General features: G+C 61.6%; 20 protein-coding genes. 7 read left to right on the forward strand and 13 right to left on the reverse strand.

Going from position 1 to position 19,166, the window contains the following annotated elements; genetic code table 11:
• Nucleotides 1-43: 43 nt before the first annotated feature.
• From lon to cmoB, 6 genes are all read left to right on the forward strand, one after another.
• Complete coding sequence (lon, locus tag J7302_RS11810; protein WP_215374256.1) at nucleotides 44-2,443, forward strand: endopeptidase La; 2,400 nt, start codon at nucleotides 44-46, stop codon at nucleotides 2,441-2,443.
• Nucleotides 2,444-2,513: 70 nt separating this feature from the next.
• Nucleotides 2,514-2,915 (forward strand): protease inhibitor I42 family protein, encoded by a 402-nt coding sequence (locus J7302_RS11815; RefSeq protein WP_215374259.1) that lies wholly within the window; start codon nucleotides 2,514-2,516, stop codon nucleotides 2,913-2,915.
• 108 nt (nucleotides 2,916-3,023) lie between these two features.
• Complete coding sequence (locus J7302_RS11820; protein ID WP_215374262.1) at nucleotides 3,024-3,662, forward strand: lysoplasmalogenase; 639 nt, start codon at nucleotides 3,024-3,026, stop codon at nucleotides 3,660-3,662.
• Between the two features lie 77 nt (nucleotides 3,663-3,739).
• Nucleotides 3,740-4,312: a hypothetical protein gene (locus tag J7302_RS11825; protein ID WP_215374265.1), complete on the forward strand. Its 573-nt coding sequence runs from the start codon at nucleotides 3,740-3,742 to the stop codon at nucleotides 4,310-4,312.
• A 65-nt stretch (nucleotides 4,313-4,377) separates the two neighbouring features.
• The gene (gene cmoA, locus J7302_RS11830) at nucleotides 4,378-5,121 is read left to right on the forward strand and encodes a carboxy-S-adenosyl-L-methionine synthase CmoA (RefSeq protein ID WP_215374268.1); all 744 of its coding nucleotides are present in this window, start codon (nucleotides 4,378-4,380) and stop codon (nucleotides 5,119-5,121) included.
• Nucleotides 5,118-6,086 (forward strand): tRNA 5-methoxyuridine(34)/uridine 5-oxyacetic acid(34) synthase CmoB, encoded by a 969-nt coding sequence (cmoB, locus tag J7302_RS11835; RefSeq protein WP_215374271.1) that lies wholly within the window; start codon nucleotides 5,118-5,120, stop codon nucleotides 6,084-6,086. The genes cmoA and cmoB overlap by 4 nt, the downstream gene beginning before the upstream one ends.
• Nucleotides 6,087-6,387: 301 nt before the next feature.
• Here cmoB and pdxJ read toward each other — a convergent pair whose 3' ends face one another.
• The 11 genes from pdxJ to rpoE form a co-directional block, all read right to left on the reverse strand.
• Complete coding sequence (gene pdxJ, locus J7302_RS11840; RefSeq protein WP_215374274.1) at nucleotides 6,388-7,134, reverse strand: pyridoxine 5'-phosphate synthase; 747 nt, start codon at nucleotides 7,132-7,134, stop codon at nucleotides 6,388-6,390.
• Complete coding sequence (gene recO, locus J7302_RS11845) at nucleotides 7,127-7,825, reverse strand: DNA repair protein RecO (RefSeq protein ID WP_215374278.1); 699 nt, start codon at nucleotides 7,823-7,825, stop codon at nucleotides 7,127-7,129. The genes pdxJ and recO overlap by 8 nt, the downstream gene beginning before the upstream one ends.
• A gap of 7 nt (nucleotides 7,826-7,832) precedes the next feature.
• A complete protein-coding gene (gene era / locus J7302_RS11850) occupies nucleotides 7,833-8,735 on the reverse strand; it encodes a GTPase Era (protein ID WP_215374281.1) in 903 nt (300 codons plus the stop codon).
• Entirely contained in the window at nucleotides 8,728-9,417 is a 690-nt protein-coding gene (gene rnc / locus J7302_RS11855; protein ID WP_215374284.1) for a ribonuclease III, read from the reverse strand. The genes era and rnc overlap by 8 nt, the downstream gene beginning before the upstream one ends.
• A complete protein-coding gene (locus J7302_RS11860) occupies nucleotides 9,414-9,791 on the reverse strand; it encodes a DUF4845 domain-containing protein (RefSeq protein ID WP_215374287.1) in 378 nt (125 codons plus the stop codon). The genes rnc and J7302_RS11860 overlap by 4 nt, the downstream gene beginning before the upstream one ends.
• A gap of 114 nt (nucleotides 9,792-9,905) precedes the next feature.
• Nucleotides 9,906-10,760: a signal peptidase I gene (gene lepB / locus J7302_RS11865; protein ID WP_215374289.1), complete on the reverse strand. Its 855-nt coding sequence runs from the start codon at nucleotides 10,758-10,760 to the stop codon at nucleotides 9,906-9,908.
• A 5-nt stretch (nucleotides 10,761-10,765) separates the two neighbouring features.
• Complete coding sequence (gene lepA / locus J7302_RS11870) at nucleotides 10,766-12,565, reverse strand: translation elongation factor 4 (protein ID WP_215374301.1); 1,800 nt, start codon at nucleotides 12,563-12,565, stop codon at nucleotides 10,766-10,768.
• Nucleotides 12,566-12,715: 150 nt separating this feature from the next.
• Entirely contained in the window at nucleotides 12,716-14,140 is a 1,425-nt protein-coding gene (locus J7302_RS11875; protein WP_215374304.1) for a DegQ family serine endoprotease, read from the reverse strand.
• 202 nt (nucleotides 14,141-14,342) lie between these two features.
• Nucleotides 14,343-15,293: a MucB/RseB C-terminal domain-containing protein gene (locus J7302_RS11880; protein WP_215374307.1), complete on the reverse strand. Its 951-nt coding sequence runs from the start codon at nucleotides 15,291-15,293 to the stop codon at nucleotides 14,343-14,345.
• 8 nt (nucleotides 15,294-15,301) lie between these two features.
• The gene (locus J7302_RS11885; protein ID WP_215374310.1) at nucleotides 15,302-15,892 is read right to left on the reverse strand and encodes an RseA family anti-sigma factor; all 591 of its coding nucleotides are present in this window, start codon (nucleotides 15,890-15,892) and stop codon (nucleotides 15,302-15,304) included.
• Between the two features lie 31 nt (nucleotides 15,893-15,923).
• Nucleotides 15,924-16,505 carry an RNA polymerase sigma factor RpoE gene (gene rpoE, locus J7302_RS11890; RefSeq protein ID WP_215374313.1) on the reverse strand — a complete coding sequence of 194 codons (582 nt, stop codon included), beginning with the start codon at nucleotides 16,503-16,505 and terminating at the stop codon, nucleotides 15,924-15,926.
• 381 nt (nucleotides 16,506-16,886) lie between these two features.
• Here rpoE and nadB point away from each other — a divergent pair, with 381 nt between their 5' ends.
• Nucleotides 16,887-18,500 (forward strand): L-aspartate oxidase, encoded by a 1,614-nt coding sequence (gene nadB, locus J7302_RS11895; RefSeq protein WP_215374317.1) that lies wholly within the window; start codon nucleotides 16,887-16,889, stop codon nucleotides 18,498-18,500.
• On the opposite strand, the gene J7302_RS11900 is transcribed toward nadB, so the two are convergent.
• Entirely contained in the window at nucleotides 18,469-18,921 is a 453-nt protein-coding gene (locus J7302_RS11900) for a protein YgfX (RefSeq protein ID WP_215374320.1), read from the reverse strand. The two genes, nadB and J7302_RS11900, sit on opposite strands and share 32 nt — an antisense overlap.
• Nucleotides 18,905-19,159, reverse strand: coding sequence for an FAD assembly factor SdhE (locus tag J7302_RS11905; RefSeq protein WP_215374323.1), 255 nt, complete (start codon nucleotides 19,157-19,159; stop codon nucleotides 18,905-18,907). The genes J7302_RS11900 and J7302_RS11905 overlap by 17 nt, the downstream gene beginning before the upstream one ends.
• Nucleotides 19,160-19,166: the final 7 nt, after the last annotated feature.

Genomic DNA, 19,166 nt, shown 5'->3' on the forward strand with positions numbered 1-19,166 from the left:
CTTGCCCCATCTAGCTTGGATGAGCCAACAGCCAGGTGCCCCCATGAGCGATCAGGACATCACAGCGGAAATCGTCGAAGAAGCCACCCCGGCCCACGGCACGGGCCTGGCGCTGCCCGGCCAGGCGCTGCCCGACAAACTGTACATCATTCCCATCCATAACCGCCCTTTCCTGCCCTCGCAGGTGCTGCCCGTCATCGTCAATGAAGAACCCTGGGCAGAAACCCTCGAACTGGTGACCAAGACGGCCCACCGTTGCCTGGCCGTGTTCTTCGTCGACAACCCGTCGGAGGACCCCAGCCAGTTCGATCTCGGCAATCTGCCGGAACACGGCACCCTGGTGCGCGTGCACCATGTCACGCGGGCCGATGGCAAGCTCCAGTTCGTGGCCCAGGGCCTGTCGCGGGTGCGCATCCGCGGCTGGCTGCGGCGCCAGCATCCGCCCTACCTGGCGGAAGTCGACTACCCGCAACCGGCGGCCGACCCGCGTGACGAGGTAAAGGCCTACGGCATGGCGCTGATCAACGCGATCAAGGAACTGCTGCCGCTCAACCCACTGTACAGCGAGGAGCTGAAGAACTACCTGAATCGCTTCAGTCCCAACGATCCCTCGCCGCTCACCGACTTTGCCGCAGCCTTGACGACAGCCTCCGCTGCCGAGCTGCAAGAAGTGCTGGACACGGTGCCGGTGCTCAAGCGGATGGAGAAGGTGCTGCCGCTGCTGCGCAAGGAAGTCGAGGTCGCTCGCCTGCAAAGCGAGCTGTCTGCTGAGGTGAACCGCAAGATCGGCAAGCATCAGCGCGAATTCTTCCTCAAGGAACAACTGAAGATCATCCAGCAGGAACTCGGCATCACCAAGGACGATCGTAGTGCCGATAGCGACGAATTCCGCGCACGACTGGAAGGCAAAACATTGCCGGAACAGGCACGCAAGCGCGTCGACGAAGAACTGAACAAGCTGTCGATCCTTGAAACTGGCTCGCCGGAATATGCCGTCACCCGAAATTACCTCGACTGGGCCACTTCGGTTCCCTGGGGCGTCTATGGCAAGGACAAGCTCGACCTCAAACACGCGCGCAAGGTGCTGGACCAACACCATGCCGGCCTGGAGGACGTGAAGAGCCGCATCCTCGAATTCCTCGCCGTGGGCGCCTTCAAGGGTGAGATTTCCGGTTCCATCGTCCTGCTGGTGGGTCCACCGGGTGTGGGCAAGACCAGCATCGGCAAGTCCATCGCCGAATCCCTCGGGCGGCCTTTCTATCGCTTCAGTGTTGGCGGCATGCGCGACGAGGCGGAGATCAAGGGCCACCGTCGCACCTACATCGGCGCCTTGCCCGGCAAGCTGGTACAGGCACTCAAGGAAGTGGAGGTGATGAACCCGGTCATCATGCTCGACGAGATCGACAAGCTCGGCGCCAGCTATCAGGGCGACCCGGCCTCCGCGCTGCTGGAGACCCTCGATCCCGAGCAGAACGTCGAGTTCCTCGACCACTATCTGGACCTGCGTCTGGACTTGTCCAAGGTACTCTTCGTCTGCACGGCCAATACCCTGGACTCGATCCCCGGACCGCTACTGGACCGGATGGAAATGATCCGCCTCTCCGGCTACATCACCGAAGAGAAACACGCCATCGCCAAGCGTCACCTTTGGCCCCGTCTGCTTGAGCGCACGGGTGTACCGAAGGAGCGCCTGAGCATTACCGATGGCGCACTGACTGCGGTCATTGAAGGCTACGCCCGGGAGGCCGGCGTTCGTCAGCTGGAAAAACAGCTGGGCAAGATCATCCGCAAATCCGTGGTCCAGCTCCTGGAAGACCCCAAGGCGAAGATCAAGGTGGGCCAGAAGGACCTGGAGCGTTACCTGGGCCTGCCGCATTTTCGCAAGGAACAGCTGCTGGCCGGAATCGGCGTCATCACCGGGCTGGCCTGGACCAGTTTGGGCGGCGCGACCCTGCCGATAGAAGCAACCCGCATCCATACGCTCAATCGCGGGTTCAAGCTGACGGGCCAGTTGGGCGACGTGATGAAGGAGTCAGCAGAGATCGCCTACAGCTACATCAGTTCGCACCTGAAGAAGTTCGGCGGCGACCAGGGCTTCTTCGACCAGGCGTTCGTGCACCTGCACGTTCCTGAAGGTGCAACGCCGAAGGACGGCCCCAGCGCCGGCATCACCATGGCCAGCGCCCTGCTCTCCCTGGCACGCAACCAGGCGCCGAAGAAAGGCGTCGCCATGACTGGCGAGCTGACTCTGACCGGCCAGGTGCTGCCAATTGGTGGCGTTCGAGAGAAAGTCATTGCCGCGCGCCGACAGAAGATCCATGAGCTGGTCCTGCCGGAAGCCAACCGGGGCGCATTCGAGGAACTGCCGGCATATCTGAAGGAAGGCATGGCCGTGCATTTTGCCAAGCGCTTCACCGATGTCGCCAAGGTGCTCTTCGACTGAGCGGATCCCCTTACGCGAGGGCGGGTCAGCAGCTATGCTGGCCCGGCCCTTGGATGATGGAGCCCCTCCGATGACGCTGACCCGCCTCCCCCGTCTGCTGCTACCCCTGGGACTGGTCCTGCTCACAGCCTGTTCACAACAGCAAACTGGCCCGATCGTGATGGGCCAGGAACGCGAATGCCCGCTGGAGCTTTATCAGGGCCAGACACTGGTGCTCACCCTGCCAAGCAATCCCACCACCGGTTTCCGCTGGGTGGTCAGGGACTCGGCCGCCACTATCCTGCAGAGCCTGGGGCCTGAGGTGTACTCGACTCCGGAGGACGCCGGCCTGGTCGGCAGCGCCGGGCAATCCACCTGGCGCTTTCGCGCTAGCCATGCCGGGCAGGGTCGCTTGCTGCTGGACTACCAACGCCCCTGGGAAACCGACGTCGAGCCTGCCGATACCTTCGATTGCCAGATCAGCGTCAACTGATCCCCGGACAGTGCTGCGCCATCGGCTACCGCCAGTGGCGCCTTGAGCCTGGAAGCACACCCCATGACTGCGCATAGTTCGGCCTTCCGATAACACAGGAGCGCCTGGATGTACGCATTATTGGTTGGGCTTGCTGGTGCGCTGGCATTCATTTTCGGGCTCTCCAGCGGCTGGGATGCCTTGTGCTTCTGGAGCAAGCCGGTTCCAGTGCTGGCGATGCTCTATTGGCTGCGCGGCGCGCCTGCCGGAGCCTATCGTCGCTGGATCACGCTGGGCCTGGCATTGTCACTGGTTGGCGACGTGCTGCTGGCCTGGCCCACTGATCAGTTCGTCTTCGGCCTTGGCGCTTTCCTGCTCGCTCACCTCGCCTATCTTTACGCTTACCTGGGCACCTGCCGGCGGCTTTCACCATTGCCACTGATCGTATCGATCGCGGTTGGCGGAGGCATGTTCGGCCTGCTCGCCTCCCGCGACCTGGGACCTCTGCTGGTTCCTGTAGCCTGCTACTCATTAGCCATCAGCACCATGCTCTGGCGCGCCCTCGCCCGCCTGGGCACGGGTCTTGACCGCCAGTCGGTCGTGCTCGCAGCGGCCGGGGCAATACTGTTCGTGCTGTCTGACAGCCTGATTGGCATCAACCGCTTCGTGTCCCCTTTCGGTGGAGCCAGTTACGCGATCATCCTCACTTACTGGCTCGGACAATGGGCCATCGCCGCATCCGTGATGGCCCAATCAGAAACGCCCTGAACCGCTCAGACAGATCCGGCAAGCCGCCCGGAAATCAGCTATAGCAATTAGGCGGACCCTCATTCAGAGGATGAGAAATGGGCAGCCTATCGAGACTGTTGGGCTTGTTGTCCTGGGCATTGCTGCTGGCTGGATGCGGCAGCCTGTTGCCCAGCGAGCGTGCAGAAGTACTCTCACCCTTCCGGGACTACACGGATGCAGAGATCCGTTATTCCCAGGCAATGCCAGGTACGACCACCAGGCCTGAGCTCTTCTCCCTGGGGTTCGATCCGCTGATCCAGGGTAATGGCCGGATGCTCTCGTTCATCGACGTCCGTTTGATGTTCGTCCAGCCCAACGTACCGATCGACTACCTCCCGGACGGGCTGATCAAATGCCTGGAGGCCAAGGACCGCTGCATCGGTTATGCCTTCGAGTTCACCAAGACCGACACCCAACGGGTCGGCAGTTTCTGGGCAGACGTCTTCAACTTCCGCAAGAACCGCGAATATCAGGGCTGGGTATTCCGCGCGGTGTTCGTATTGGTTGACGACGTCCTGGTGCACAAGGTCAGTAATGGCGAACCGAACATTCGTCGCTACGAGGTCAAACGCAATCCGCTGGGCCCCCTGCAGGGTGCAGGCGAGTTCTTTTCCGACCAGTTGAAGTAGGGGTGGTTTGGCGGCGCCGCGCAGTCCGCTAGAATGCCGGCCTTTTCCAACGCTGGTAACGGCCCGTGACAGAAAGCCCAGACCGCATCTACGCCACCCCCCAGGGGCAGGTCGCCGACTTCGCCTTCAATGAAGACGTGGTCCGCGTATTCCCGGACATGATCAAACGCTCGGTCCCGGGCTATCCCACCATCGTCGAGAACATTGGCGTGCTGGCATCCCAGTTCGCCCAGCCCGGCACACCTCTGTATGACCTGGGCAGTTCTCTCGGCGCCGTGACCCAGGCCCTGCGTCGCCATGTGAAAGCGGATGACTGTCGGGTGATCGCTGTGGACAACTCCAGCGCCATGGTCGAGCGCTGCCGCGAGTACCTGCACGCCCAGGACTCGATGTTCCAGGAGCTGCTGCCGGCGGACGTGATCGAGGCGGACATCCTCGACATGGAGTTCCAGCCCTGCTCCCTGGTGGCGATGAACTTCACCCTCCAGTTCGTGCCGCGCGAACAGCGCCTGGAACTCCTCGGCCGCATCCGCCAGGCCCTGTTGCCCGGGGGCGCACTGATCCTCTCGGAAAAACTGCGCTTCGAAGATGCCGAAGAGCACCAGTTGCTCACTGACCTGCACGTTGCTTTCAAGCGTGCTAACGGCTACAGCGAGCTGGAAATTGCCCAGAAGCGCAGCGCCCTGGAGAACGTCATGCGCCCCGACAGCCTCGAAGAACATCGGGCACGCCTGAAAGCGGCTGGATTCTCCAAAGTGGTGCCCTGGTTCCAGTGCCTCAACTTTGCCTCACTGATCGCCCTGCCATGATTCCCACGCTTGACCTCGACGCTTTGCAGCAACGCCTGGCGGGTAGCCCGCTGCAGGACTGGGCGGCCGACCTCCCGGCACAACTCGACACCAAGCTGGCAGTCGGGCATGGCGATCTGGAGCGCTGGAGCGCCGCCGTACGCGCATTGCCGCCCCTGCAACCGCAAGTCGTCGACCTTGCGCAGCGTTTCCACCTCGACACCCCCTGCGATGAGCCCACCCGTACTGCACTGAAAACAGCACTGCAGGGGCTCATTCCCTGGCGTAAAGGCCCATTCGAACTCTTCGGCGTACACGTCGACACCGAATGGCGCTCGGACTGGAAGTGGGCCCGCGTGGCCCCCCACCTGGACCTGCGCGGCAAGCGTGTGCTGGATGTGGGTTGCGGCAATGGCTACTACCAGTGGCGCATGCTTGGGGCGGGCGCCGACTGCGTGGTGGGCATTGACCCGAACTGGCTGTTCTTCTGCCAATTCCTCGCGATGAAGCACTTCCTGCCCGAGTTGCCGGCCTGGCATCTGCCGTTGGCACTTGAGGAACTGCCGCCGAAGCTGGAAGGCTTCGACACCGTGTTCTCCATGGGCGTGCTCTATCACCGTCGCTCGCCCATCGACCATCTCTTCGAACTGAAGGATTGCCTGCGCCGTGGCGGCGAACTGGTCCTGGAAACCCTGGTTGTGGAGGGTGACGCCCAGCAGGTACTGGTGCCCGAGGATCGCTACGCGCAAATGCGCAACGTCTGGTTCCTGCCTTCGGTACCGGCACTGGAGCTCTGGCTGCGTCGTGCGGGCTTCCTCGATGTGCGCTGTGTGGATGTCAGCTATACCAGCGTCGAAGAGCAGCGCAGCACTGATTGGATGCGCTTCCAGTCGCTGCCGGAATTCCTCGACCCTGCCGATCACACACGGACCGTCGAAGGCCTGCCGGCCCCTGCACGGGCTGTGCTGATCGCACGCAAGCCCTGACCTGGCCAAGGACCGTTTCGCGGTCCTTGGCGAATCCATTGGATATGTCTGCGTTAGCTGTTACTAGCAATCAATGGCCGGGCTGAGAGCCTTGTAGGAGCGGGGGGGACGCCAAGTTCTTGCTCGCGAAAGGGTCCGGTTCGCGAGCAAGCTCGCTCCTACAAGGAATCCTGCCACTTGCAACACTCAACGCAGACAGAGCCAATCCATCCGCCAAGCAGGCCTGCAGATTGAGCCAGGGATACCCATCGCCATCGCGCAGGAATCGAAGGGAATCGCTGCGCTCGGTCCATCCTACGAATCAGCCTCGCGCCGCAGCCGCCACGATCAACTGTTTCATTTCCACGACGGCCTGCTTGAAGCCGACGAACAGAGCGTGGGCGACCAGCGCATGGCCGATGTTCAGCTCATTGATCCCACGGATCGCCGCCACCGGCTCCACATTGTGGTAGTGCAGGCCATGGCCAGCATTGACGACCAGACCTTGACCGAGGCCAAAGGCCACGCCATCGCGGATACGCGCCAGTTCACGGACCGCCTCTTCCGGGGTGTGGGCATCGGCATAGCGGCCGGTGTGCAGTTCGATGGCCGGCGCGCCTACGCGGCGGGAGGCCTCGATCTGGCGCTCGTCAGCATCGATGAACAGCGACACCTCGCAGCCCAGCTTGGACAGGCGCTCTACCGCTGCCTTGATCCGCGCTTCCTGGCCAGCGACATCCAGACCGCCTTCGGTGGTCAGCTCCTGGCGGGTTTCCGGCACCAGGCAGATGTGTTCGGGGCGGATGATCTCAGCAAAGGCGAGCATTTCCTCGGTCACACCCATCTCGAAGTTCATGCGCGTCTGCAGCACATCCTTCAGCACGCGCACATCGCGCTCCTGAATGTGCCGGCGATCCTCGCGCAGATGCACAGTGATGCCATCGGCACCGGCCTCTTCAGCATCCAGCGCCGCCTTGACCGGGTCCGGGTAACGGGTGCCGCGAGCTTGTCGAAGGGTGGCAACGTGGTCGATGTTTACGCCAAGTAGTACGCGATTCGCTTCAGTCACGGGGAGGTTCCTTGATCGTCATGAAAAGCTCGCGGCTGACCAGTGGCCGGCCGCCCAAGTGAGGTGCCAGGGCCTGGCGCATCAGGCGCTTGGCGGCTGCCAGGGCACCTGGGGCGTCCCAGTTCGCGTCGGCCAGGGCCAACAGCTCCCGGCCATGAAACAGTCCAGGTTGCAACTGCGCCACCGGCTCCAGGCCGGCGTCCGGCAACAGACGGTAGATTCGGTCGGGGATGATGGGTTGTCCGGCGACGTCAATATCCAGCGGGAAACCATAGCCCAGCTGATCCAGCAGGCGCCATTCGAACGCGCGCAACAGGGGCTCCAGCGGGCGGTTGGCCGCCAGTGCCTGGAGGGTCAGGGCGTAATGATCGAACAGCGCCGGTTGCGGATCCTCTGTCGGCAGCAGGCGGACCAGCAGCTCGTTGAGGTAGAGGCCACTGAACAAGGCCTCGCCGGCCAATAGGTTGGGAATGCCGGCGCTTTCCAGGCGAGCGACATTCCTCAGCTCGCCCCGGCCACGAAACTCCGCTTCCAGTGGGATGAACGGCCGTGCCAGGGTGCCGGCCTTGCCCCGCGCTCCACGCAGAACAGCACGGAACCGCCCTTCGGGGCTGAAGAAATCAACCAACGCGCTGCTTTCACGGTAGGGCCGGCTGTGCAGGACGAAAGCCAGCTGCGCACTGGTCTGCATGGGTAATTCAGAGGTCGTTGTAGCCCAGCGAGCGCAAGGCACGCTCGTCGTCGGACCAGCCACCCTTTACCTTCACCCAGAGGTTGAGCATGACCTTGGAGTCGAATAGCACCTCCATGTCCTTGCGGGCCTCCTGGCCGATGCGCTTGATACGCTCACCAGCGTCGCCAATGATGATCTTCTTCTGCCCTTCCCGCTCGACCAGGATCAGCGCATGAATATGCAGAATGCGACCTTCCTGCTTGAACTCCTCGATCTCCACGGTGATCTGGTAGGGCAGTTCGGCGCCCAGTTGGCGCATGATTTTCTCGCGCACAAGCTCAGCGGCCAGAAAGCGGCTGCTGCGGTCGGTGATCTGGTCTTCCGGGAAGAAATGCTCGCCTTCTGGCAGGCGCTCCGCCACGAGGCGCTCCAGCGTATCGAGGTTGTGGCCTTGCTGGGCGGAGATCGGCACCACCTCGGCATTCGGCAACTGTTCCTGGAGCCAGGACAGATGCGGGATCAGGTCACCCTTTTCATCAAGCCGGTCGGTCTTGTTGACCGCAATGATCACCGGGCCCTGCACGTACTGCACGCGCTCGAGCACCAACTGGTCTTCCTCGGTCCAGCGGTTGCGGTCGACGACGAAGATCACCACGTCGACGTCCTTCAGGGCAGCGGACGCGCTGCGGTTCATGTAGCGATTCAGCGCCTTGTCACTTTTCTTGTGCAGGCCGGGCGTATCGACATAGACCGCCTGGACATTACCCTCGGTCTTGATCCCGAGCATGTTGTGGCGGGTGGTCTGCGGCTTGCGCGAGGTGATCGCCAGCTTCTGTCCAAGGATATGGTTCAGCAGCGTGGATTTGCCCACGTTGGGGCGACCGACGATGGCGACATAGCCACAGCGGAAGGGGGTATTGTCAGTCATTGCCATTCTCCACGCCGAGGGCGATCAGGGCAGCGGCGGCGGCCACCTGTTCTGCGATGCGCCGGCTGGCGCCCTGCCCTTGGGTCTTGTCATTCAGCAGGGTGACCTGACACTCGACGAAAAACGTCCGGCAGTGCGGTTCACCCTGGATATCCACCACTTCGTAGCGGGGGAGTTCACAGGCGCGCGATTGCAGAAACTCCTGCAGGCGCGTCTTGGGATCCTTGTTGGTGTCCACCAGCGTCAGGCTTTCGAGCTCATTAGCCAACCAGGCGAGCACCCGCTCACGGGCGGCATCCATGCCAGCATCCAGGTAAATCGCCCCGATCAGGGCTTCCAGCGCATCAGCAAGTATGGACTCGCGGCGGAATCCGCCGCTTTTCAGCTCACCCGAGCCCAGGCGCAGGTATTCGCCAAGCTCGAAGCCACGCGCCAGCAGCGCTAGGGTCTCACCTTTGACAAGGCGCGCGCGCAACCGCGACAACTGGCCTTCACGAGCCTGCGGAAAGCGCTCGAAGAGCGCCTCGCCCGCGACGAAATTGAGGATGGCATCGCCGAGGAACTCGAGGCGCTCGTTGTTACGACCGGCGAAACTGCGGTGGGTCAAGGCCAGGGTCATCAGACTCTGGTCCTTGAAGGTGTAGCCGAGCTTACGCTCGAGACGGCTGAGGGATACGCTCACTGGACTCGCACACGGAATTCTTTATCGAAGCGCACCACCAGATCGAGGTTCTCGACCAGAGGTTCGCGTTTTTCATACTTCAGGTGGGCATGGAACTCGTTGTTTTCCAACGTCACCTTCAGGGCCTTGTCCAGGTCCAGGTCGCGAATGCCGTTGACCTGAAGTCCCTTGCTGACATGGCTGTAAAAGTCGGGGATGGTCCTGACTTCCAGGGCCTTCTCGGTTTCCACCGAGCTTATGATCTTCTCCAGGGAGAAGAAGTCGAGATAATGCGGGATGACTTTGAAGGCTGTGCTGGCGAGGAAGGCTACAACCGCCAGGACCAACAGCCAGCCCAGCATCGACAAACCCTTTTGGGAACGCGCGAACGTCATGATCGACCTCTATGTCTGTATTGTTGTGGAGGCCGAAGGCCCGCAAGCAAGACTATATGGCGCGTGCGACGCTGCCATGAACAACGCCGCATTTTCGCAAAGCGAGCCTGCCTGTCAGTGGATCAGGCCCACTCGGGAGAAGTTCGGCACGTTACGCAACTTGGGATCGGGCCAGCTCATCCACACCGCAAAGGCCTTGCCGACGATATTCCGGTCCGGGACCATGCCAAGCAGGTTCCGAGGAATGTTCGGGTCGTTCCAGTAGCGGCTGTCGTTGGAGTTGTCACGGTTGTCACCCATCATGAAGTAGTGCCCCTGCGGTACTACCCATTCGCGACCCGGCTCCATGCGATAACGCTTCATTTCCTTACGGATCAGGTGCTCGGCTTCACCCAGCTTCTCCTGGAACAACATCGCACTACCCAGGGTGCCAGGCTCTTCGCCAATCAGCTTTTCCGCAACCGGCTGGCCGTTGACGGTCAGTCGTTTGTCACTGCTGTAGGCAATCCGGTCACCAGGCAGGCCAATGACACGCTTGATGTAGTTGACGTTCGGGTCGCTTGGATAGCGGAACACCATGACGTCGCCACGCAGCGGGTCACCCACCTCGATCACTTTGGTATCCAGCACCGGCAGGCGGATGCCGTAGGCGAACTTGTTGACCAGGATGAAATCGCCCACTTCCAGGGTCGGCTTCATCGAGCCGGACGGAATCTGGAAGGGTTCAACCAGGAAAGAACGCAGCACCAGTACGATGGCCAGCACCGGGAAGAAGGACTTCCCGTACTCGATCAGCAGCGGTTCCTTGCTCAGCTTGTCGACCACATTCGGATCAGGCTCTCCGACCTGTCCCTCGTAGGCGGCAATCGCCGAGCGCCGACGAGGCGCCAGCAGAACCAGGTCAACAAGCGCGAGCACACCAGAGACTGCAACGGCGATAACCAACAACAGCGGGAAATTGATCGACATAGACCCTAGCTATCCACTTTGAGCACAGCGAGGAAGGCTTCCTGCGGGATTTCCACGCTGCCAACCTGCTTCATCCTTTTCTTACCGGCCTTCTGCTTCTCCAGCAGTTTCTTCTTACGGCTGACGTCGCCGCCGTAGCACTTGGCCAGAACGTTCTTCCTGAGCGCCTTTACGGTAGTACGCGCAACGATCTGTCCACCGATCGCCGCCTGGATCGCCACGTCGAACATCTGCCGTGGGATCAGTTCCTTCATTTTCTCGGTCAACGCCCGCCCCTTGTAGTGGGCCTGGTCGCGATGGACGATCAGCGCCAGCGCGTCGACCTTCTCGCCATTGATCAGGACATCCAGCTTGACCAGATTAGCCGGTTCGAAACGGTCGAAGCTGTAGTCCAGCGACGCATATCCACGACTTACCGACTTCAAGCGGTCGAAGAAGTCGAGCACCACCTCGTTCATCGGCAGGTCGTAGCAAACCTGAACCTGGGAGCTGAGGAATTGCATGTCACGCTGGACACCACGCTTCTCGATGCACAGGGTGATGACGTTGCCCAGATGCTCCTGGGGAACCAGGATGTTCGCGCGGACGATCGGCTCGCGCATCTCTTCGATGGACGAAAGATCGGGCAGCTTGGACGGGTTATCGACGTAGATGATCTCACCGTTCTTCTGCACCACTTCGAAGACTACAGTCGGCGCCGTGGTGATCAGGTCCAGGTCGTATTCGCGCTCAAGGCGCTCCTGGATGATCTCCATGTGCAGCATGCCGAGGAAGCCGATGCGGAAGCCGAAGCCCAGGGCCTCGGAGCTTTCCGGTTCGTACTGCAGGGCGGCATCGTTCAGCGTCAGTTTCTGCAGCGCTTCGCGGAAGTCCTCGAAATCATCGGAACTGACCGGGAACAGGCCCGCATAGACCTGCGGCTTGATGCGCTGGAAGCCCGGCAGAACATCGACATCCGGGGTATTGGAGAGGGTCAGGGTATCGCCCACCGGCGCACCATGAATGTCCTTGATGCCGGCGATGATGAAGCCTACTTCGCCGGCCTTGAGGTCAGGCATTTCGGTATGCTTCGGGGTGAAGACGCCGACGCTGTCCACCTGGTGGATCTTGCCGGTGGACTTCACCAGAATCTTGTCGCCCTTTTTTACCCGGCCGTGCTTGACGCGCACCAGCGACACCACGCCCAAGTAATTGTCGAACCAGGAGTCGATGATCAGGGCCTGCAACGGAGCGTCGATCTCCCCTTCCGGCGGAGGGATGACCTTGACCAGTTGCTCCAGCACATCCACTACGCCCATGCCGGACTTGGCGCTGCAGGGCACGGCATCAGTGGCGTCGATGCCGATGATGTGCTCGATTTCTTCCTTGACCCGTTCCGGCTCGGCCTGGGGCAGGTCCATCTTGTTCAGCACCGGCATGACCTCAAGGCCTTGCTCGATGGCGGTATAGCAGTTGGCAACCGACTGTGCCTCGACGCCCTGGCCGGCATCGACCACCAGCAGCGCGCCTTCACAGGCGGCCAGCGAGCGGCTGACCTCATAGGTGAAGTCCACGTGGCCGGGAGTATCGATGAAGTTCAGTTGGTAGGTCTGCCCGTCCTGCGCCTTGTAATGCAGGGTGACGCTGTGGGCTTTGATGGTGATACCACGCTCCCGCTCCAGGTCCATGGAGTCCAGTACCTGCGCCTCCATCTCGCGGTCGGACAGGCCGCCGCACATCTGGATGAAGCGGTCAGCCAGGGTCGACTTGCCATGGTCGATATGGGCGATGATGGAGAAATTGCGGATATGACTCAGGTCACTCACGGATTAACACTCAAAAAAGCCGCGAGCAGGTTGCTCGCCGAAAAATAGCGAGGGAGTTTACCTGATCGCCAGTCAACACGTCACGCCCGCGCAGCGGAAGGCCGGCATGAAAAAGGCGGCCCGCGGGCCGCCTTTTTCCGTGCAGTGTCGTTATTCGGCCAGTTTGAAGGTAATGAAGCTGGCCCGCCCCTGACGCAGAACACGCATGGACACCGAGCGATTCTTCGGCAAGTCCTTGGCGATCTGGGTAAATGTCTTGGCAGAGTCGATCGCCTGGTTATTGAGGTGAGTGATCACGTCGCCCGGGCGCAGGCCCATCATCGCGGCCGGACCGTCCTGAACCTCCTTGATGACCACTCCTCCTTGCAGGTCCAGGGCCTTCTTCTGATCATCGGTAAGCTCGACAATGCTGACGCCCAGGCGATTGCTGCTGCGCTCGACACCCTGTGCGCCGGCAGCAGTCACTTCCGCCCCCTCTTCAGGCAAGGCGCCAATGGCCATGCCGAGGGTTTTGCGCGAGCCATCACGAACCACCTCCAGTTCGATCTTGCTGCCCGGTTTGAGCGTACCCACCAGGTGCGGGAGGTCCGCGGACACTATGATCGGCTGGCCATTCATGCTGAGGATCACGTCGCCGACCTGCAGGCCGCCTTTGGCCGCCGGGCCATCCTCCAGCACCTGGGCCACCAGGGCACCAGCTGGCTTATCCAGGCCGAACGACTCGGCCAGGTCCTTGTTCACTTCCTGGATGACCACACCCAGCCAACCACGACTGACCTTGCCCTCGGCTTTCAGCTGGTCCGCCACCGTCATGGCGACATCGATCGGAATGGCGAAGGACAGGCCCATGAAGCCGCCCGAACGAGTGAAGATCTGCGAATTGATGCCGACCACCTCACCATCGAGGTTGAACAGGGGGCCGCCGGAGTTGCCCGGATTGATCGCCACATCAGTCTGGATGAACGGAACGTAGTTCTCGTTCGGCAGGCTCCGCCCCTTGGCACTGACGATGCCAGCAGTCGCCGAATGGTCGAAGCCGAACGGCGAACCAATGGCCAGCACCCAGCTACCAACCTTCAGATCTTCGGACTTGCCAATCTTGACGGTCGGAAGCCCTTTGCCCTCAACTTTGAGCAGCGCGACGTCCGTACGCGGGTCCGCCCCAACCAGCTTGGCCTCCAGCTCACTGCGATCGGAGAGGCGAACGATGATCTCGTCCGCATCGGCCACGACATGGTTGTTGGTCAGGACATAGCCGTCCTTGGAGATGATGAAGCCGGAACCCAGGGACTGCGCTTCGCGTTGACGACCACCTTGAGGATTCCGCGGCGCCGGCGGCATGTTGCGCTCGAAGAACTCCCGCAGCATCGGCGGCAAGCCCTCCAGGTCAGGCATCACGGGGGCACCGGCCGTGCTGCGCTGCGGCAGCTTCTGCCGAGTGCTGATGTTGACGACGGCCGGAGACGCCTCCTCGACCAGCGGCGTGAAATCAGGCAACTCAGCGCGCGCGATCAGTGTTTGCCCAAGCAGCAACACGGCTGCCATGGCGGTCATGCAGGATTTGAGACTTAACATCGACATACTGCTCCCGTTGCAGAACGAGTGGTATGAGCTCCTCGGGCCTTTCGGCACGACGAACAAAAAAAAGGAGCCAATAGGGATATCCCCAGGCTCCGTCAAATATCAAGGAAAAATGTGGAACTTTCGTTCAAGCCATCCCTGGCCGGCGATACCACAGGCATCACCAAGGTTCCGCGACATGCAGCTGTACCAGATGTCATTGAGCAGCTGGCGCCTCCGCAGCACGCATGGATAAGGCGACGCGCTCAGCGGTCCCCAGCGGGATCTCGCCTACGACCGTCACCATTACGTCACCATCCGCCGTACTCACACGCTTGGCCACCATGACAGTAGGCCCAAGCTGACTCCGGGCATCCTCCACCACCGCACCATGCAGAGGCTCGAGGAACACCGAAAAACGGGAAAGCCCATCGTCGTACACCAGCCAGGAAACTGAATCAGACGAAGCCGGACTTCGGCGCTCCTGCTCGCTGGCTAGACTGAATCCCGGCGGAAGCCACTCCGAGCGCCAGCGGCTTTTCTGGCCCCTGGGCGCCTCGGTGACTCGAACAGCTTCGCAGGCCTGGCTCGGCTGGACGCTGCCGTCAGCAGGCGCATCCTTGGTATCGATCCAGGTGAACTGCAACCGCTCCAGTAACTGCCCCTTGTCGCCCAGCAGAAGCGATTTCAGCGGCAGACCGGTGTCACGGTCCAGGTGTAGCTCGAAGCCATAACGATGCTGGTCCCGCGGGGAAAGCGACAAAACCACTGCAGGCCGGCCAGCAACGCGAGACTCGCCGACCAGACGCAGGTCATACCATTGAGCGAGTGCCGCGGTATCCAGACTTCGAGACGGCCAGGCCTGGGTTTCAGGCAACTGGTCAGAAAGTGTGCTACTAACGCACCAGGTCTGGCCATTCACCCGCACCACCTCCTGCGCCGGACCATCAAGTTGCAGCAGACGCTCGCGCACTTCACCGCTCGACTCGACCTTGCGCCACAGCTCATGCGTGGTGAAGCTGCCGTTTCGCTCGTAGATGAAAGCCCCATGGAAACTTTGGCGCAGTTCGGCCTCAGTGAGGCGCTTCAGCCAGTCCTGGGCGTCAGCGGCCTGGGCGGACTGGGCTAGCCATCCGCCCAGCAGAATGAAAACCGGAAGTGCGCGCATGTTCTCCCTCAGCGACTCTCCAGACTGGCTGCCCGAGCATACGGAAGAGCCCCCTCAGAGCCACTCATGGCGGCCTGTTGAGCATGCTGGCGCAGGTATGCCGGCAGACGCTTTTCGTGCCAACCAGACGATCCCTGTGTCGCACCCGCAGGTGCCGCCACCTGTTGTGTCCCCTCACTATAACCCGCCAGGACTGCCCCCTGCTGAGCCTGAGGCAATACCATCATCGGCTGCCCTGCCTGCTGCTGGGCAAGTTGCTGGGTACCTACGGCGTCGCCCTGATTGTAGAAGCGCACGCCAACCAATACCGCGACCGTTACCGACGCTGCTACTGCCAAGCGCCCCAGATTCCGCCACGGACCGGGCACGACCTTCGCAGGTACAGCCTCCTCGGCCAACGCAGCGGATACGGCTGCAGCAATATCCAGGCGTGGTTCCAGCAATTCCTTGTGCATCACAGCACGAGCAATCTGGTAACGCGACCAGGTAGCTCTCACGTCTGCGTCCCCGCTCGCAGCGAGAACTCGACGCAACTCCAGTTCGTCCGCTTCGTTATCCATCACCGCGGACAGCGATTCCTGCAAAGCTTCACGACTCATGGCGGTTCCCCTCTTGGCTGTCGCCGCTGTCTCAGGTGCCCTGCAACAAGGGCTGCAAGGCTTTATCGATGGCCTCACGCGCCCGGAATATGCGTGAGCGCACTGTGCCGACCGGACACTGCATGACGCTCGCAATGTCCTCATAACTCAGACCATCGAACTCGCGCAAAGTCAGTGCAGTACGCAAATCTTCAGGCAATTGCTGGATGCTCCGGTGCACAGTTGCCTCAATCTCGTCCCGCAGCAAAGCTCGCTCGGGGGACTCGATATCCTTGAGGGCGTGGTCACCGTCGTAAAACTCGGCGTCCTCGGCACTTACATCGCTATCTGGTGGACGCCTACCACGCGCCACCAGATGGTTCTTCGCCGTATTGATGGCGATCCGGTACAGCCATGTATAGAACGCACTGTCACCGCGAAAATTCCCGAGCGCGCGATAGGCCTTGATGAAGGCTTCCTGAGCGACATCCTGGGCTTCCTGGGCATCGTGTACGAATCGCACGATCAACCCGAGAATCTTGTGCTGGTACTTGAGCACCAACAGATCAAAAGCCCGCTTGTCGCCCCGCTGCACCCGCTCGACCAGCTGCTGATCCTCTTCCTGGGTTAGCATGAACACTCCTCGTCGATCTCGAAGGGGTGCTGCGCCAGCCAATGGATCGGCTTGCCAAAATAGACTCGTGCACTGCGCAAAAGTTCTCCCCTCCAAGCAAGCTTCCTGCAGATAGTTTTTTTCATCTGCACGGAATAACGCAGCAGGGCCCACCGCTCTGCTGCGCTGAAAATAAGTCGCTTGATCTACAGGCATCCGGATAGCACATTCGCGTGCGTTCGTTGCGTGATTGAAAGCAAGCACCGTCCCTATGAATTGGTGACTCTGAATGGAGCCCGAACGGCTGGAAAAGTTCCCTGCCGCCCTACCCAGTCATGAGCCCGCTATTGTGCAGGCCACCCCCTCTATATACTAGTGGCCGCTTTTCTCGCGGAAACCGACATGAGCCAACATTTCCAGCATGACGTTCTGGTCATCGGCAGCGGCGCAGCCGGCCTGACCCTCGCCCTCACCCTGCCCTCGCACCTGAAGATCGTCGTGCTGAGCAAAGGCAACCTGAGCAATGGTTCAACCTATTGGGCCCAGGGCGGCGTCGCCGCCGTGCTGGACGACACCGACACTATCGACTCCCACGTCCAGGACACCCTGGTCGCTGGAGCCGGGCTGTGCCAGGAGGATGCTGTCCGCTTCACGGTCGAGCACAGCCGCGCAGCCATCCAGTGGCTGATCGACCAGGGCGTCCCCTTTACCCGTGACGACAAGAGCGATCACGAAGACGGCTTCGAATACCACCTCACCCGTGAGGGCGGGCATAGCCACCGGCGCATCATTCATGCCGCAGACGCCACCGGCGCAGCCATTTTCAATACACTGCTGGAGCAGGCGCGCCAACGGCCGAACATCGAACTGCTGGAACAACGGGTCGCCGTTGACCTGATCACCGAGCGCAAGCTGGGACTCGAAGGCCAACGCTGCCTCGGCGCCTATGTGCTGAACCGCGGCACCAGTGAGGTGGACACCTTCCATGCTCGCTTCACCATCCTGGCCTCGGGCGGCGCCTCCAAGGTCTACCTCTACACCAGCAACCCCGACGGAGCCTGTGGCGACGGTATTGCCATGGCTTGGCGCGCTGGCTGCCGGGTCGGCAATCTGGAGTTCAACCAGTTCCACCCGACCTGCCTCTATCATCCGCAGGCCAAAAGCTTCCTGATCACCGAAGCAGTGCGTGGCGAGGGCGGCCTGCTCAAGCTGCCGAACGGCGAACGCTTCATGCAACGCTTCGACGAACGCGCCGAACTGGCCCCGCGCGATGTCGTGGCGCGCGCCATCGACCATGAAATGAAGCGCCTGGGTATCGACTGTGTCTACCTGGACATCAGCCACAAGCCGGCCGAGTTCGTGAAAAGCCATTTCCCGACGGTTTACGAACGCTGCCTGGACTTCGGCATCGATATCACCCGGCAGCCGATCCCGGTGGTGCCCGCCGCACACTACACCTGCGGCGGCGTGGTCGTCGACCAGCACGGCCGAACCGATATCCCGGGCCTCTACGCCATCGGCGAAACCAGCTTCACCGGCCTGCACGGCGCCAACCGCATGGCCAGCAACTCACTGCTGGAATGCTTTGTCTACGGGCATTCGGCCGCCGAGGACATCGTCCAGCAGCTGCCCGATGTGACGATGCCGGAAAACCTGCCGACCTGGGACGCCAGCCAGGTAACGGACTCGGACGAAGACGTGATCATCGCCCACAACTGGGACGAATTGCGGCGCTTCATGTGGGACTACGTTGGCATCGTGCGCACCAACAAGCGCCTGCAACGCGCCCAGCACCGCGTGCGCCTGCTGCTCAGCGAAATCGATGAGTTCTACAGCAACTACAAGGTCAGCCGTGACCTGATCGAACTGCGCAACCTGGCGCAGGTAGCAGAGCTGATCATCCGCTCGGCCATGCTGCGCCACGAAAGCCGAGGCCTGCATTACACGCTGGACTACCCGGATCAGCTCCCCGATGCCCGGGATACTATTCTGGCGCCACCCACCTTCGGCGACTGAATTTCAGGAGCATCCGCAACCGGCGATGCTGTTCGGGATCGAGCGCATCCGCCGGTACGCAGATGCCCCTGACCCGACGCTCGCCAGCCAGGCGAAACCTGAGAATCACCACAGACGGCAAGGCCAGGCTGTCCGGGAAAAGTTGTGCCGGCTGCCAACCATCGGCTGATCGCCAGAGCTGCCAACCGTCCCCATCCAGGCACAGGCCATTGAACGCCGAGGCTGAGCTCAGCAACACGTATCTGGGCAGGCACCACACTGCATGACCGGCGCAGGCCAACAAGGTTCCCAACCGCGCCCAGCCGGGCAGTTCGGCCGCAAAGGGAGCCGCCGCCGCCAAGCCCAGCAGGATCAGGTAGAGCGCCAGCAGGCGCCGCGACGGGCGCCAGTGGCATTCGAAGCGGTCACTTCGGCTGGACACGGTCCAGGATCATTCGCACCATGCGCAGCAGATCTGCATCCTCGGGCTCGCCGCGCTGCATGAACCAGCCGAACAAGTCCTGGTCCTCGCACTCCAGCAGCTTGCGGTAGCGGGCCTGATCCGCCTCGTCGAGGGTCGGGTAGACCTCCTTGACGAAAGGCACCAGCAGCACATCGAGTTCGAGCATGCCGCGACGGCTGTGCCAGAAGAGTCGGTTCAGTTCAGTTGTGTCGGCCATCACAGCG

Source organism: Metapseudomonas boanensis (assembly GCF_018704125.1).
Taxonomy (GTDB): domain Bacteria; phylum Pseudomonadota; class Gammaproteobacteria; order Pseudomonadales; family Pseudomonadaceae; genus Metapseudomonas; species Metapseudomonas boanensis.